The 14,182-nt window shown below is 72.2% G+C and carries 11 protein-coding genes; 1 reads left to right on the top strand and 10 read right to left on the bottom strand.

Features of this window, described 5'->3' with window-relative positions; all coding sequences use genetic code 11:
- Window positions 1-175 precede the first annotated feature (175 nt).
- From ACTUAL_RS16000 to ACTUAL_RS15990, 3 genes are all read right to left on the bottom strand, one after another.
- Entirely contained in the window at window positions 176-1,489 is a 1,314-nt protein-coding gene (locus tag ACTUAL_RS16000; RefSeq protein WP_096491353.1) for a citrate synthase, read from the bottom strand.
- A 270-nt stretch (window positions 1,490-1,759) separates the two neighbouring features.
- Window positions 1,760-2,686 (bottom strand): carbohydrate kinase family protein, encoded by a 927-nt coding sequence (locus ACTUAL_RS15995; protein WP_440900823.1) that lies wholly within the window; start codon window positions 2,684-2,686, stop codon window positions 1,760-1,762.
- The gene (locus ACTUAL_RS15990) at window positions 2,683-3,279 is read right to left on the bottom strand and encodes a TetR/AcrR family transcriptional regulator (RefSeq protein WP_012783156.1); all 597 of its coding nucleotides are present in this window, start codon (window positions 3,277-3,279) and stop codon (window positions 2,683-2,685) included. The genes ACTUAL_RS15995 and ACTUAL_RS15990 overlap by 4 nt, the downstream gene beginning before the upstream one ends.
- Window positions 3,280-3,361: 82 nt before the next feature.
- On the opposite strand from ACTUAL_RS15990, the gene ACTUAL_RS15985 reads away from it, so the two are divergent.
- Window positions 3,362-4,507, top strand: a complete 1,146-nt coding sequence (locus ACTUAL_RS15985) for an acyl-CoA dehydrogenase family protein (protein WP_096491351.1) — start codon at window positions 3,362-3,364, stop codon at window positions 4,505-4,507.
- Window positions 4,508-4,577: 70 nt separating this feature from the next.
- Here ACTUAL_RS15985 and ACTUAL_RS15980 read toward each other — a convergent pair whose 3' ends face one another.
- From ACTUAL_RS15980 to ACTUAL_RS15950, 7 genes are all read right to left on the bottom strand, one after another.
- Entirely contained in the window at window positions 4,578-5,771 is a 1,194-nt protein-coding gene (locus ACTUAL_RS15980) for an amidohydrolase (protein ID WP_096491350.1), read from the bottom strand.
- A gap of 19 nt (window positions 5,772-5,790) precedes the next feature.
- Window positions 5,791-6,663, bottom strand: a complete 873-nt coding sequence (locus ACTUAL_RS15975) for an aldose 1-epimerase family protein (protein ID WP_440900822.1) — start codon at window positions 6,661-6,663, stop codon at window positions 5,791-5,793.
- Window positions 6,664-6,795: 132 nt separating this feature from the next.
- A complete protein-coding gene (locus tag ACTUAL_RS15970; RefSeq protein ID WP_440900821.1) occupies window positions 6,796-8,241 on the bottom strand; it encodes an APC family permease in 1,446 nt (481 codons plus the stop codon).
- A gap of 344 nt (window positions 8,242-8,585) precedes the next feature.
- Entirely contained in the window at window positions 8,586-10,490 is a 1,905-nt protein-coding gene (locus ACTUAL_RS15965; RefSeq protein WP_440900820.1) for an ABC transporter ATP-binding protein, read from the bottom strand.
- Window positions 10,487-12,256 (bottom strand): ABC transporter ATP-binding protein, encoded by a 1,770-nt coding sequence (locus ACTUAL_RS15960; RefSeq protein ID WP_440900819.1) that lies wholly within the window; start codon window positions 12,254-12,256, stop codon window positions 10,487-10,489. The genes ACTUAL_RS15965 and ACTUAL_RS15960 overlap by 4 nt, the downstream gene beginning before the upstream one ends.
- Before the next feature lie 484 nt (window positions 12,257-12,740).
- Window positions 12,741-13,403, bottom strand: a complete 663-nt coding sequence (locus ACTUAL_RS15955) for a hypothetical protein (protein WP_440900818.1) — start codon at window positions 13,401-13,403, stop codon at window positions 12,741-12,743.
- Window positions 13,396-13,770: a hypothetical protein gene (locus ACTUAL_RS15950; protein WP_096491346.1), complete on the bottom strand. Its 375-nt coding sequence runs from the start codon at window positions 13,768-13,770 to the stop codon at window positions 13,396-13,398. The genes ACTUAL_RS15955 and ACTUAL_RS15950 overlap by 8 nt, the downstream gene beginning before the upstream one ends.
- Window positions 13,771-14,182: the final 412 nt, after the last annotated feature.

Genomic DNA, 14,182 nt, shown 5'->3' with positions numbered 1-14,182 from the left:
GGGGAACGAGGGGGGGCCCCCACCGCGGGGGGTGGGGCGGGCCCGCTCGACGTGCTCGTCGCGGGACTCGCTCCCGCTCCGGCCCGGCGCCCTGACCTGAGCGCCGGACCACGACGCCCTGGGGCGTCGCGCCGGGTCAGTGACCCAGATCAGCGACCCGGATCAGCGACCCGGATCAGCGCTCGGTCATCGGCACGAAGTCGCGCGCCGGGGAGCCGATGTAGATCTGCCGGGGGCGGCCGATCTTGGTGGCCGGGTCGTTGATCATCTCGCGCCAGTGGGCGATCCAGCCGGGGAGGCGGCCGAGCGCGAACAGCACCGTGAAGAACTTCGTCGGGAAGCCCATCGCCCGGTAGATCAGGCCGGTGTAGAAGTCCACGTTCGGGTACAGCTTGCGCTCGACGAAGTAGTCGTCGCTGAGCGCGGCCTCCTCCAGGGCCTTGGCGATGTCCAGCAGCTGGTCGTCGCCGCCGAGCTTGCCGAGGATGTCGTCGGCCGTGCGCTTGATGATCGCGGCGCGCGGGTCGTAGTTCTTGTAGACCCGGTGGCCGAAGCCCATCAGGCGGACGCCGTCCTCCTTGTTCTTGACCTTCTTCACGAACGAGGCGACGTCACCGCCCTCGTTGCGGATCTTCTCCAGCATCTCCAGCACGGCGCTGTTGGCGCCGCCGTGCAGCGGGCCGAACAGGGCGTTGATGCCCGCGGAGATGGAGGCGAAGAGGTTGGCCTCGGACGAGCCGACCAGGCGCACGGTGGACGTGGAGCAGTTCTGCTCGTGGTCCGCGTGCAGGATGAACAGCAGGTCGAGCGCCTTCACCAGGTCGGGGTCGACGTCGTACGGCTCGGCGGGGAAGCCGAACGTCATGCGCAGGAAGTTCTCCACCAGACCCAGGCTGTTGTCCGGGTACAGGAACGGCTGGCCCACGGACTTCTTGTAGGCGTAGGCCGCGATGGTGGGGACCTTGGCAAGCAGGCGGATGGTCGACATCTCGACCTGCTTGGCGTCGAACGGGTTCAGGCTGTCCTGGTAGAACGTGGACAGCGCGGACACCGCGGACGACAGCACCGGCATGGGGTGCGCGTCGCGCGGGAAGCCGTCGAAGAACCGCTTGAGGTCCTCGTGCAGCAGGGTGTGCCTGCTGATCTTGGAGGAGAAGTCGGCCAGCTGCGCCTCGGTCGGCAGCTCGCCGTTGATCAGCAGGTAGCTGACCTCCAGGAAGTTGGACTTCTCCGCGAGCTGCTCGATCGGGTAACCGCGGTAGCGCAGGATGCCGGCGTCGCCGTCGATGTAGGTGATCTCGGAGGAGCAGGACGCGGTGTTGACGAAGCCGCTGTCCAGGGTGACGAGGCCCGTCTTGGCCAGGAGCTTGCCGAGGTCGATGCCGGAGGCACCCTCGGTCGCCCGGACCAGCTGCATCTCGTGCTCTCCGCCGTCGTGGCGGAGCGCGACGGTACGGGGGTCGTTCGGCGCAGTCGTCGCGTCGGACATGCAGAGTCCCTCTCACGCTCGGTTCGGGGTGGCTCTCGCGCTGGTCGCGCACGACCGCAGCGCGGACGGTGGGTCGTCCGCTCCGCAGCACCACCCCGTTGGGGTCCTGACAGTTGGCGTCACGCTAGTCGGGGGTCGACCCGCTCCTCAGCCGCGGAGTGCACCGATTCCGCGAGGTGGGACCTGCATCACAAGGGATGCGCGGTTAGCTGGCGCGCATCCCCACCGTAACCCTTTTGCCCTGTTCCTCCACCGGACGGGAGGTGAGAGCTAGGTCATCTCCAGCTCGCGTTTGAACGGGGGCTCGGCCCCGGCCCGCGAGCAGGTGATGGCCGCGGCGGCGCCCGCGTAGGACAGCGCCCTGATCCACGACGCCCCGTCCAGACCGCGCACCGCCTCGGCGGACAGCGCGTCGTGGTCGTGCAGCCAGGCCAGCAGCGCGCCCTGCACGGTGTCACCGGCGCCGATCGTGTCGACCACCTGGACGGCCACCGGTGGGACGTGGATCACCTCGCCCGATCCGGTGAGAACGGCCAGCCCGTCGCCACCGCGGGTGAGCACCACCACGGCCGGGCCCTCGGACTGCCACTGCCGGGCGGCGGCGAGCACGTCGTCCTCGGGGAGGTCGGCGAGCCAGCGGGCGTCCTCGACGGACACCTTGAGCAGGCCGACGTCGGGCAGCCACGAGCGGAAGCGGGCCCGGTAGGCGTCGGCGTCCGGGATGAGGCTCGCGCGGATGTTCGGGTCCAGCGCGGTGAGCGCGCCGCGCGCGGACTCGCGGCGCAGGACGGCCTCGGAGGCGCTCGCGCCGGGCTCCAGGACCATCGACAGGGTGCCGAAGGACACCGCGCGCACGTCGTCCGGCAGGGGGCCGGGGTCGGCGACGAGCCGGTCGGCGGTGCCCTCCACGTAGAAGGTGTACCGGGCGGACCCGTCGTCTGCGAGGCCGACGACCGCGAGGGTGGTCGGCTCGGGGCCGCGCGCCACCAGGTCGGTGGCCGCGCCCGAGGCGGTCAGCCGCTCCACGACCCGGTCGCCGAACAGGTCCTGCGAGACCCTGGACAGGAACGACACCGGAACGCCCAGCCTGCCGACGGCGACGGCCACGTTGAACGGCCCCCCGCCCAGGCGCGGGGCGAGGTTCCCCTCGGACGTGGGCACGAGGTCCACGAGGGCCTCACCAGCAACGACGATCAACCCTGGCTCCGTTCTCTGCGCAACCCGTCGAGCAGGAGTTCACCGAGGGCGGTGAACGCCTCCGCGTCCGTGACCCCGGCTCGCCGGGGCAGGACGCCCGTCTGGATGTTCTCGATCAGGACCCCGGCCATCTCGGCGATGAGCACGGCCTGGACGTCGCGGAACACCCCGTCCCGCACGCCCTCCTGGATGAACTCGCGCAGGCGCGCGGCGGCGGCGCGGGCGTTGCGCTCGTAGGTGCTGCGGGTGGGCGCGTAGTCGGCGACGTCCGCGAGGAAGCGGGCGCTGGCGCGGCGCAGCTCCTCGGCGGCGACCGCGAGGTAGGTGCCGACCTTGGCGGGCGCGTCCTTGAGGTCGGCCACGCGGCGCTCGATGTGCTCGGCGGCGCCCTTGAAGTAGCGGCGGACGACCCGGACGGCGAGCTGCTCCTTGCTGGCGGCGAGCGCGTAGAGCGTCGACTTGGAGCAGTGCAGCCGGGCGGCGAGGTCGTCGAGCGTGAAGTGCGCGAACCCCTCGGCGAGCACGAGCGACTCCAGCTTGCCGAGCAGGTCGACCTGCCTCGGCGTCAGCGGGCGTCCCACGATCGAGGTCATGAGCGGAACTCTTTCACACCACTGGCCTTAGTACTCTGGTACGTCCTACAGTACTGAGCAGAGTACCGAGCGGAGGTCGACGATGCCAGCCGAGCGGCTGCTGCCCACCACCGAGGCCGAGGACCTGATCGCGCTGGTCAGGGAGATCGCGCGGGACGAACTGACCCCCAAGGCGGGGCTGCACGAGGAGGAGGGCCGCTTCCCCAGGGACGTGTTCCGCCTGCTGGGAGGAGTGGGACTGCTGGGCCTGCCGTACCCCGAGGACTTCGGGGGGAGCGCCCAGCCGTACGAGGTGTACCTCCAGGCGCTGGAGGAGGTGGCCGCGGCCTGGATGTCGGTCGCCGTCGGCCTGTCCGTGCACGTGATGTCGTCGTACGCGCTGGTGAACTTCGGCACCCCGGAGCAGCGGGCGAAGTGGCTGCCGGACGCGCTCGGCGGTGAACTGCTAGGCGGGTACGCGCTGTCCGAGTCGCACGCCGGGTCGGACGCGGCGGCGCTGTCCACGCGGGCGGTGCGCGAGGGCGACGAGTACGTGGTGCGCGGCACGAAGGCGTGGATCACGCACGGCGGGGTGGCGGACTTCTACACCCTGATGGCCAGGACCGGCGAGCCCGGCGGGCGCGGGGTGAGCTGCTTCTTCGCGCCCGGCGAGCTGGACGGGCTGAGCGCGGCGGCCCCCGAGCGGAAGATGGGCCTGACCGGGTCGGTGACCGCGCAGCTCACGTTCGACGGGGCGCGGTTCGGCGCGGACCGGCTGATCGGGGCCGAGGGCGACGGGATGCGGATCGCGCTGAGCGCGCTCGACTCCGGGCGGCTGGGGATCGCGGCCTGCGCGGTCGGGCTGGCGCAGGCGGCGCTGGACGAGGCGGTGGCCTACGCGCGCGGCCGGAGCCAGTTCGGGCGGCCGATCATCGAGTTCCAGGGGCTGGAGTTCCTGCTCGCGGACATGGCCGCGGCGGTGGACTCGGCGCGGGCGACCTACCTGGACGCGGCGCGGCGGCGGGACCGGGGGCTGCCGTTCACCCGGCAGGCGGCGGTGGCGAAGCTGGTGTGCACGGACGCGGCCATGAAGGTGACCACGGACGCGGTGCAGGTGCTCGGCGGGGCCGGGTACACGCGGGACTTCCCGGTGGAGCGGTACATGCGCGAGGCGAAGGTGCTCCAGATCTTCGAGGGCACCAACCAGATCCAGCGCGTGGTGATCGGGCGGGCGCTGAGACATTCCTAGAAGCGGAGGCCTGAGTGCGCACCGGAAAAAGCGCCCGGTGCGCACTCACCGCTCCGCTTCACAAAGCGGGTCAGCTCTCCCGGTAGAACGGGTCGGCGACCTTGCCCTCGCCGTCCTCGTACGAGTAGACCTCGCGACCGCTGACGAACACCTTCGTGGCGCGGCTCATCACGTCGAGCGGGTCGCCGGACCAGATGACCACGTCGCCGTCCAGGCCGGGCTTGAGCGCGCCCACCCGGTCGTCCAGGCCGAGGATCTGGGCCGGGTTGGTGGTGATGGACTCCAGCGCGGTGGTCCGGTCCATGCCCTCCTTGACCGCGAGGGTGGCCTGGTGCACCAGGAAGTTGATCGGGATCACCGGGTGGTCGGTGGTGATGGCGACCTTGACGCCCGCGCGGGCCAGCACGCCGGGGGTGCGCAGGGTGCGCTGGCGCAGCTCGACCTTGGAGCGGGTGGTGAACAGCGGGCCGACGATGACCGGGACGCCGCGCTCGGCGATCAGGTCGGCGACGAGGTGGCCCTCGGTGCCGTGGTTGATCACGAGCCGGTAGCCGAACTCGTCGGCCAGGCGCAGGGCGGTGGCGATGTCGTCGGCGCGGTGGCAGTGCTGGCACCAGGGCAGCTCGCCGGACAGGACCTTGGCCAGCACCTCGTGGGTGGGGTTGCGGTCGAACGGGCCCTCGGCGGCGTCGCGCCTGGCGACGTAGTCCTGGGCGGCGGTGAACGCGTCGCGGATGACGGCGGCGACGCCCTGCCGGGTGGAGGGCAGCTTCTTCTGGTCGCCGTAGACGCGCTTGGGGTTCTCGCCGAGGGCGCTCTTCACGCTGATGGGCTCGCGCACGAGCATCTCGTCGGTGGTGCGGCCCCAGCACTTGATCGCGACGGTCTGACCGCCGATGGGGTTGCCGGAGCCGGGCTTGATGACGGCGGTGGTGACGCCGCCGGAGAGGGCGTCGGCGAAGCCCATGTCGGCCGGGTTGATGGCGTCCAGGGCGCGCAGGCGGGCGCCGTTGGGGTCGGTCATCTCGTTGGTGTCCTGGCCCGCCCAGCCCTCGGCCTCCTCGTGGACGCCGATGTGGCCGTGGGCCTCCACGAAGCCGGGCAGGACCCAGGACCCCCTCGCGTCCACGGTGGGCACGCCGTCGGGCACCTCCACCGAGGCGCCGACCGCGGCGATCTTCCCGTCGATGACCAGCACGGTCCCGTTCTCGATCGGCTCACCGATGACCGGGACGACGTGCCCACCCGTGATAGCGACGCTCATAGTTAGCCAAGCTAATGTTCTAGGCCAGCGGGCGCAAACCCCAGCGTCCGGCCCAGCTCTCGCCGGGGGCCAGCCAGAGCAGGTCGATGCCCGAGTTGAGGGCGTCCGGCGGGCACGTCATCGGCTCGATCGCGACCGCCCTGCCCCGGCCGGGGAAGTTGTCCGGGGTGTAGACCTGCACCCACTTGAAGTCCGGGTCGGCCCACACCTCGACGCCGCCGTCCGGGCCGCGCAACTGGTGCCGCACCAGGCCGTCGACCGGCTCGCAGCCGCCGAACGGGGTGTCCAGCTCGACGCCCTTGAGCAGGCGCGCGGCCCGGAAGTCGCTCTCGCCGGACACCGGGACGGCCGGGCCTGAGGGGATCATCCGCTCCGGGTCGAGCGGCAGCACGGTGGTGGCGGCCAGGGTGAGCGTGGACGTGTCGGTGCTGGACTTGCCCGCCCTCGGGTACGGGTGGGTGCCGACGCCGAACGGGGTGCGCGCGGAGCCGATGTTGTGCACGCCGTGCGAGACGGTCAGGCCCTCGTCGTCCAGGGCGTAGGTGATGGTGGTGCGCAGCGGCACCGGCCAGCCCCGGCCCTCGACGCCGACCTCCAGCGACACCAGGGACCCGGTGTGCTCGACGACGGTCCACTCGGCGTGCCGCACCAGGCCGTGGATGGCGTTGCCGCGCGCGGTCTCGCCGATCTCGAGCTGCTGCTCGGCCCCGTCGAGCACCCAGGTGCCACCGGCGGTGCGGTTGGGCCACGGCACGAGCACCGCGCCGCTGCCCATCGGCGGTTCGCCGTCGTACGTCTCGACGTACGGCACCCCGTCTACCTCGAAGGACTTCAGTCCGGCGCCAACCTTGGCGATGACGGCGCGCGCGCCGCCGTGGGCGATCTCCAGCATGGACCAACAGCGTACGCACGCGCGGCGGGTGCGCAGCGCCGCCACGACCGGGGGTGGGGGGGGGGTGCGGGCGGGTTCGGTCAGGTTGGGGCGGGTGGGGGAAATCGCTTTCCCGGTTCCCCGCGCTCCCGGCTACTTGCCGAGCTTGGCCGGGTCGACCTCGACGACGCCGTGGGCGACCCGGTTGATCAGCCACAGCACCAGGCCGGCGAGCAGCAGGTAGAGCGCGATCAGGTAGTCGGCGGACGGGCGACCGGACAGCGGGCTGGCCAGGTAGGCGCAGGTGAGCGCGCCGAGCACGGGCACGATCGTGGGGGCGCGGAAGTGCTCGTGGTCGGCGCGGTCCGCGCGCAGCACCAGGACGGCGACGTTGACGATGGCGAAGACGACCAGGAGCAGCAGCGCGGTGGTGCCGCCGAGCTTGGCGATGTCGGCGGTCAGGACGAGGGCGATCGCGACGCCGGTGGTGAACAGGACCGAGACCCAGGGGGTGCGGCGGGTGGGGTGCACGACGCCGAAGAACCTCGGGATGATCCGCTCGCCCGCCATGCCGTAGACGAGGCGGCTGGCCATCAGCATGTTGATCAGCGCGGAGTTGATGACGGCGAACAGGCCGATCAGGGAGAACACCCACAGCGGGAACGAGGGCGCGCCGACCTGGACCACCTTGAGCAGGGCGTTGCTGCCCGCGGCTGCGAGCTCGTCGGCGGGGATCAGCAGGGACGAGGTGACCGCGACCAGGACGTAGATCAGCGCGGCGACGCCCATGCCCCACAGGACCGCGCGCGGGAAGATGCGGACCGGGTCGCGGCACTCCTCGGCCATGTTGACCGAGTCCTCGAAGCCGACCATGGCGAAGAACGCGAGCGAGGTCGCCGAGGTGATCGCGATCAGCGCGGACTGGCCGGGGGCCGGGTCGATCCGCACCAGGCGGGACGGGTCGCCGTCGCCGGAGGCCACCGCGAGCGCGCCGATGGCGATGATGATCAGCAGGCCGGAGACCTCGATGCAGGTGAGCACGACGTTGGCCTTGACCGACTCGGAGACGCCGCGCAGGTTCACCACCGCGAGGCCGAGGATGAACAGCACCGCGACCAGGGACGCGGAGACGGTGACCGAGTCGGAGGAGAACTCGCGGAGCACGGACTGGAGGTAGGTGCGGCCGAACGCGAGCGCGGCCGAGGCGGCAGAGGTGATGCCGGAGCTCATCACGGCGAAGGCGACCATGAAGGTGAGGAACTGGACGCCGAACGCGCGGTGGGTGTAGAGCGCGGCGCCCGCGGCCTTGGGGTACTTGCCGACGAGTTCGAGGTAGCTGAACGCGGTGAGGAACGCGACGGCGAAGGCGATCAGGAACGGCAGCCAGAGGGCGCCGCCGATCTTGCCCGCGACGTTGCCGGTCAGCGCGTAGACGCCGGTGCCGAGGATGTCGCCGACGACGAAGAACAGCAGCAGCTTGGGGCCGATGGCCCGGTTCAGCTCGGGTTGAGCCGGTTGCGCGGGTTGAGCCGGTTGCGCGGGCTGCGCCGGCTGTTCGGGCCGCGCGGGTCGTTCGGGCCTGCCTGCCGATTCCCCCATGCCAGTTGAGTGTGCCCGGTCACAGTCGGTCCAAATGGGTGATAGTTGCGTCTTTTCGGGGAATATAGGTAGTGCCGGAGCGTGCGGGGTTGGATGGGGCCTACTCCGAACGGTCGGCATTCACCACTAGACGGTGAAGCGAACGGGTGCGTTCAGCGGCGACCCCGGTTCGCGCCGAACCCCGGCGGGTGGGTGCTTCACCCGCCGGGGTTCGTGCCGTTGGCGCGCATCAGCCGCGGGTGGACCTGCGGGTTGCGCGAGGGCTCGGACCAGGGAGGTGGGGGACGGGTCGCCGCCCGCCCCCCACCTCGTCCGGTTACCCCGTCAGCCGGGCGCCACGCGGTTCAGGCGAGCGATTCGCGCCACGCCGAGTGCAGCCGCGCGAACCTGCCCCGCTCCCCGATCAGCTCCTCGGGCGTCCCGTCCTCCACGACCCGGCCGCCGTCGACCACCAGCACCCGGTCCGCGATCAGGACCGTGGACAGCCGGTGGGCGATGATGAACGCCGTCCGGCTGGCCAGGACCGTCTCCAGCGCGGACTGCACGGTCCGCTCGGTCGGCACGTCCAGGCTCGACGTGGCCTCGTCCAGCACCAGCACCGCCGGATCGGCCAGGAACGCCCGCGCGAACGCCACCAGCTGCCGCTGCCCAGAGGACAACCGGCCGCCGCGCTTGCTCACGTCGGTGTCGTAGCCGTCGGGCAGCCCGCCGATGAAGCCGTGCGCGCCGACCGCGACCGCCGCCGCGACGACCTCCTCGCGGGTGGCGTCGGGGCGGCCGAGGGCGATGTTGTCGGCCACCGTGCCCTCGAACAGGAAGTTCTCCTGCGTCACCATCACCACGGCCCGGCGCAGGTCCGCGTCGGACACCGACCGCAGGTCGGCGCCGTCCAGCCACACCGCTCCCCCGGTCGGGTCGTAGAAGCGGGCGACCAGCTTGGCCAGCGTGGACTTGCCCGCGCCGGTCGCGCCGACCAGCGCCACGGTCTGCCCGGCCGGGACGCGCAGGTCGAACCTGGGCAGCACGAGCGAGTCGGAGGCCGGGTAGCGGAACTCGACGCCCTCGAACCGGACCTCCCCGCGCACCGGCCCCAGCGGGACCGGGTCGACCGGGTCGGGCACCGACGGGCGCTCCTCCAGCAGCCCGGACAGCTTCTCCAGCGCGGCGGTCGCGGCGGCGTAGGCGTTGGTGAACATGGCGATGTTGTCCATCGGGTCGTAGAACCGCCGCACGTAGAGCGTGAACGCGGCCAGCACGCCCAGCTCCAGGGTGCCGTCCGCGACCCGCCACGCGCCCCACGCCAGCAGGACGGCGAGCGAGATGTTGCCGATGGCGCGCACGGCCGAGGTGAACGTGGCGACCACGTTGAGCGCGGTGACGTTGGCGTCCCGGTAGGTGTTGTTGAGGTCGGCCATGATGCGCTCGTTGCGCGGCTCGCGGCGGAACGCCTGCACGGCGCGGATGCCGTTCATGGTCTCCACCAGCTGCACGACGACCTTGGCGATCGAACCGGTGGTGCCCCGGTAGGCCGCCGCCGAGCGGGCCTGGAACCAGCGGACCAGCAGCACCAGCGGCAGGAACCCGGACAGCACGAACAGCGCCATCGGCACGTCCAGCGCGAACAGCACGACGCTGATCGCGAACACCGACAGCATCGCGTTGAAGAACCCGTCGAGGCCCTCGTCGAGCAGGTTCTGCAGCGAGTCGACGTCGTTGGTCATCCGGGAGATGACCTTGCCGGAGGTGTAGCGCTCGTGGAAGGACACCGACAGCCGCTGGACGTGCCGGAACACCCGCAGGCGCAGGTCGAGCAGCACGTCCTGGCCGATGCGGCCGATGAGCCGCACGAACGCGTAGCGCAGGACGGTGGCGGCCAGGCCGGACGCGGCGTAGCCGCCGACGCACCAGGCGAGGGTGGCCGGGTCGCCGTCGAGGGCGGCCGGGACGCCCCGGTCGATCGCGGCGGCGATCAGCAGCGGGCCCGCGAGCAGGACCAGGTTCTCCACGACCATCAGGACGAGCGAGAGGGCGACCAGGCCGGCGTGGGGGCGGAGCAGGGATCCGAGGAGGCGGCGGGAGCGGGCGCGCAGGCGGGTGCCGGTGGTGCGGTCGGGGTCGTCGACCTCCTCGGCTGCCACGCCGCGCCAGCCGTCGGCGGAGGGGGTGGGGGTGGGGGTGTCCTGCGTGGGGGTGGTCGGGCCCTGCGGGGTGGTGGGGTCTTTCGGGCCGTTTCCGGTCGCGGCGCTCACACCCGCACCTCCTCGTCCTCGTCGGCCAGGGTCGACAGCAGGTGGCGGTACTCGGCGTTGCCCGCGAGCAGCTCGCGGTGCGTGCCGGTCGCGGTGATCCGGCCGCCGGAGAGGACGGCCACCCGGTCGGCGAGCTGCACGGTGCTCGACCGGTGCGCGACGACCAGCGCCGTCACGTCGCGCAGCACGCGCCGCAGCGCGGCCTCCACCTCGGCCTCGGTGTGCACGTCCAGCGCGGACAGCGGGTCGTCCAGCACCAGCACCGCCGGTCTGCCCGCGACCGCGCGGGCCAGCGCGAGCCGCTGCCGCTGGCCGCCGGACAGGGACAGGCCCTGCTCGCCGATGCGGGTGTCCGGGCCCCACGGGAGGGCGTCGACGAACTCCTCGGCGCGCGCCACCCGCAGCGCCTCGCGCACCGCGTGCGGCGAGGCGTCACCGCCGCCGAGGCCGACGTTCTCGGTGACGCTGGCGGAGAACAGCACCGGCTCCTCGAACGCGGTGCCGACGACCCGGCGCAGCTCGGCCAGGTCCAGCTCGCGCACGTCGACCCCGTCCAGGGTGACCCGGCCGCCGGTGACGTCGGCGAGCCTGGGCACCAGCGCGGTCAGCGCGGTCTTGCCGGACCCGGTCGCGCCGACGAGCGCGACGGTCTCGCCGGGGCGCACCTCCAGGTCGACGCCGCGCAGCACCTCGTCGCCCGAGCCGGGGTGGCCGAAGCGGACGCCCTCGAAGCGCAGGTGCCCGCGCACCGGCGCGGCCAGAGGTCGTGGAGCGGCGGGCGAGGTGATCGCGACCGGTTCGTCGAGCACCTCGAAGTAGCGGTCGACGGCCGCCGCGGTCTGGTTGGTCTCGGACAACAACCACCCGATCGAGTCGACCGGCCAGCGCAGGTAGGCGCTGACCGCGATGGCGGCGATGAGGGTGCCCGCGGTCATCGTGCCGGAGGTGATGCCGAACGCGCCCACGGCGAGCTGGCCCGCGATGGACAGCTCGGGCAGCACCAGCAGCGCCGCCCACAGCGCGGCGAACACCCGGACCTTGACCAGCTCGGTGCCGCGCAGCTCGCGGGCCTGGCGCTGGAACCGGGCGGCCAGGTGCGGGCCCCGGCCGAACGCCTTGAGCACCCGGATGCCCAGCACGGACTCCTCGACCGTGGTGGTGAGGTCGCCGACCTGGTCCTGGGAGAGGCGGGCGGCGACCTTGTAGCGGGTCTCGAACAGGTAGGACAGGGCGATCAGTGGCAGGGTGGACAGCAGCGCCACCAGGCCGAGCAGCGGCGACAGCCAGAACAGCACGCCGAGGCCGATGACGATGACGGTGGTGTTGACCAGCAGGAACACCAGCACGAACGCGACGAACCGGCGCACGGTGGTGAGGTCGCTGGTGGCGCGGGAGAGCAGCTGCCCGGACTGCCAGCGGTCGTGGAAGGCGACCGGGAGCGCCTGGAGGCGGGTGTAGAGGTCGGTGCGCATGGCCAGCTCGACGGTCGAGGCGGGGCGGGCGATGACCTTGCGGCGGGTGTAGAAGAGCAGGGCCTCGGCGAGGCCGAGCGCCAGGACGAGGCCGATCAGCCAGGGGAGGGCGGACGAGTCGCGGTGCGCGATCGGGCCGTCGACGACCCGCTGGGTGACCAGCGGGATGCCGAGCCCGCACAGCATGGCGAGCACGGCGGCCCCGGTGCTGACGGCTACCTGGTTCTTGACGGGGCGCAGGTACGGCCACAGCCTGCGCAGGGTCGCGGCCGTGGAAGTACGTTGGTCGTTCACGAGTTCCCCCTCGGGTCCGCTTCGACAGTACGAAGGCGGGCCTGCCGGTGGCATCCGGTTTTTCACCACCGAGGGTGCGGGCTCCAGTGCGCTGGAGGTCAACCGTGGAGATCGGTTTCCTGCTTTCCGAACCGGCGATGGCGTTCCCGGCGGGGAGGTTGATGGCGGTTCGGGGTGGGCGGTTGAGCGTGCTCGCGCCGGACGGGTGGCGGCCGGTTCCGGGGCGGAGGCCGGACGGGGCGCGGCCGGTCAGCCGGGAGGGGGCGGTGGAGTGGTGCGCTCGGGAGGGGCGGGACGTGGGGGTGCTGGATCTGGTTCCGGGGCCTGGGGATGGGGGTGGGGACCGGAGTGGGAGTGGGGACCGGAGTGGGAGTGGGGACCGGGGTGGGAGTGGGGACCGGGGTGGGGGTGGCGTGCGATGACCCCGGCTCCGGGCGGGGGTCCGCGCCGGAAGCCGGGGTCAGGGGTTGGTTTTTTTGGGGGGTCAGGCCGAGCGGGAGCGCATCAGCATCGTGGGGATGGTGAGCAGGCCGGCCAGGGCGTAGCTGAGGCCGGCGAGGATCGCGAGGACGACCCACTGGTCGCCCGTTCCGGCTAGCAGGTTCGGCATGTCGAAGTAGTGGGCGACGGCGAGGACCACCGGGCCGAGGAGCACGATCGGCCACGCGGGGCGGACGCCGAGGAGCCAGAGCAGCGGGCCCGCGAGGAGCGCGCTGGCGACCAGGGCCAGGGGGAGGCCGACGAAGAGCAGGAGCAGGAAGTCGGGGAGGGACGCGGAGGCCTCGCCCAGGGCGCGGTGCAGCAGGCCCGCCTGGTGGGCGGCGATCCAGGCCGCGCAGAGGCCTGCGCCCACGACGCCGGAGAGGACGACGCGCAGCAGCGCGGAGAACGCGAAACCGCCCGCTCGGGAGCCGCGCTCCCGGATGGTCGGGCGGGGGCGGGCGTCGACCGGGGTGCTGTGGGCCGAGGTGACTTCCTCGGTGGGGGTGGGTGTGGGGGGTGGGGTGGACGTGGTGGGTTGGGGCGAGGTGGTCTCGCTCACCGGGGTGTCCTCCGTTCGGGGGGTGTCCGTGGCGCGGCGCAACCGGAACCTGTGCGTGAAGCTGTCCGTGGAACCGGCCGCCTCCAGGCGGCTGGCCTCAGCCACGGGCCGCGGTGTGGACGACGGGGCGGCGTGCGGTCACCGGTGAGGCGAGGACGAAGCCGACGGCGCTGGTGAGCAGCACGTCGCCGGGGATCTCGAACCACACGGTGAGCAGGGCGAGCGCGGCGGCGAAGGCCACGCTGACGGCGGCCGTGCCCAGCGGGCGGCCGACGTGGGCCGCCGCGAACACGGCCCAGGAGATGAGGACGGCGGCGATCAGGCCGACCGGGATCATCACCAGGTAGAGCTCCAGGCAGCCCCAGTCCTCCTGGGTGCAGACACGACCGGAGACGATCCGGTCGCGCAGCCACATCCACGCGGCACCGAGACCCGCGCCCAGCGCGGCGCCGACCACCACTCGACCAAGCATGGGGACGGGGTTGCCCGAACGAGTGAGGGCGCAAACCCGATGTTGATCAATGGGGGAGGTGGGGGGTGGGAGTGGGGATCAAGTGCAAGAGCTGAAGGGCACGCCTCGCCGGCGGGGCAGACCTCCAAAAAAGAGGGGGACGGGCTCTGCCGGCCGGTGACCGTTGGTGTGGTGGTGCGGTTTACCACTGCGGTGGGCGGGGTCCCTCTTCTCCGTTTGGCCTCCTTTCAGGCAAGCACGCTCGTCAAGACGCCGTTGGGCACCCCGGTCTGCCGGGCAGTGCGGCGGCATCTTGACAAGCGTGCTCGGGCTTCGCCAGGCCAAACGGAGAAGAGGGACGCGGGATGGCTGGCTGCGGGCTCGCTGCGCTCGCCCCGCAGCCCGCGAAGCGGTCAGCCTGCGAACTGCTGTG

It is taken from the genome of Actinosynnema sp., from assembly GCF_052038725.1.
Note: the sequence above shows the minus strand (reverse complement) of the source record. Positions and strands in the feature narration are given on the sequence as shown.

Coding starts and splice junctions, on each gene's coding strand:
- ACTUAL_RS15970 (WP_440900821.1), bottom strand. CDS start 8,241: ATGGGGGAATCGGCAGGCAGGCCCGAACGACCCGCGCGGCCCGAACAG.
- ACTUAL_RS15975 (WP_440900822.1), bottom strand. CDS start 6,663: ATGCTGGAGATCGCCCACGGCGGCGCGCGCGCCGTCATCGCCAAGGTT.
- ACTUAL_RS16000 (WP_096491353.1), bottom strand. CDS start 1,489: ATGTCCGACGCGACGACTGCGCCGAACGACCCCCGTACCGTCGCGCTC.
- ACTUAL_RS15950 (WP_096491346.1), bottom strand. CDS start 13,770: ATGCTTGGTCGAGTGGTGGTCGGCGCCGCGCTGGGCGCGGGTCTCGGT.
- ACTUAL_RS15985 (WP_096491351.1), top strand. CDS start 3,362: ATGCCAGCCGAGCGGCTGCTGCCCACCACCGAGGCCGAGGACCTGATC.
- ACTUAL_RS15980 (WP_096491350.1), bottom strand. CDS start 5,771: ATGAGCGTCGCTATCACGGGTGGGCACGTCGTCCCGGTCATCGGTGAG.
- ACTUAL_RS15990 (WP_012783156.1), bottom strand. CDS start 3,279: ATGACCTCGATCGTGGGACGCCCGCTGACGCCGAGGCAGGTCGACCTG.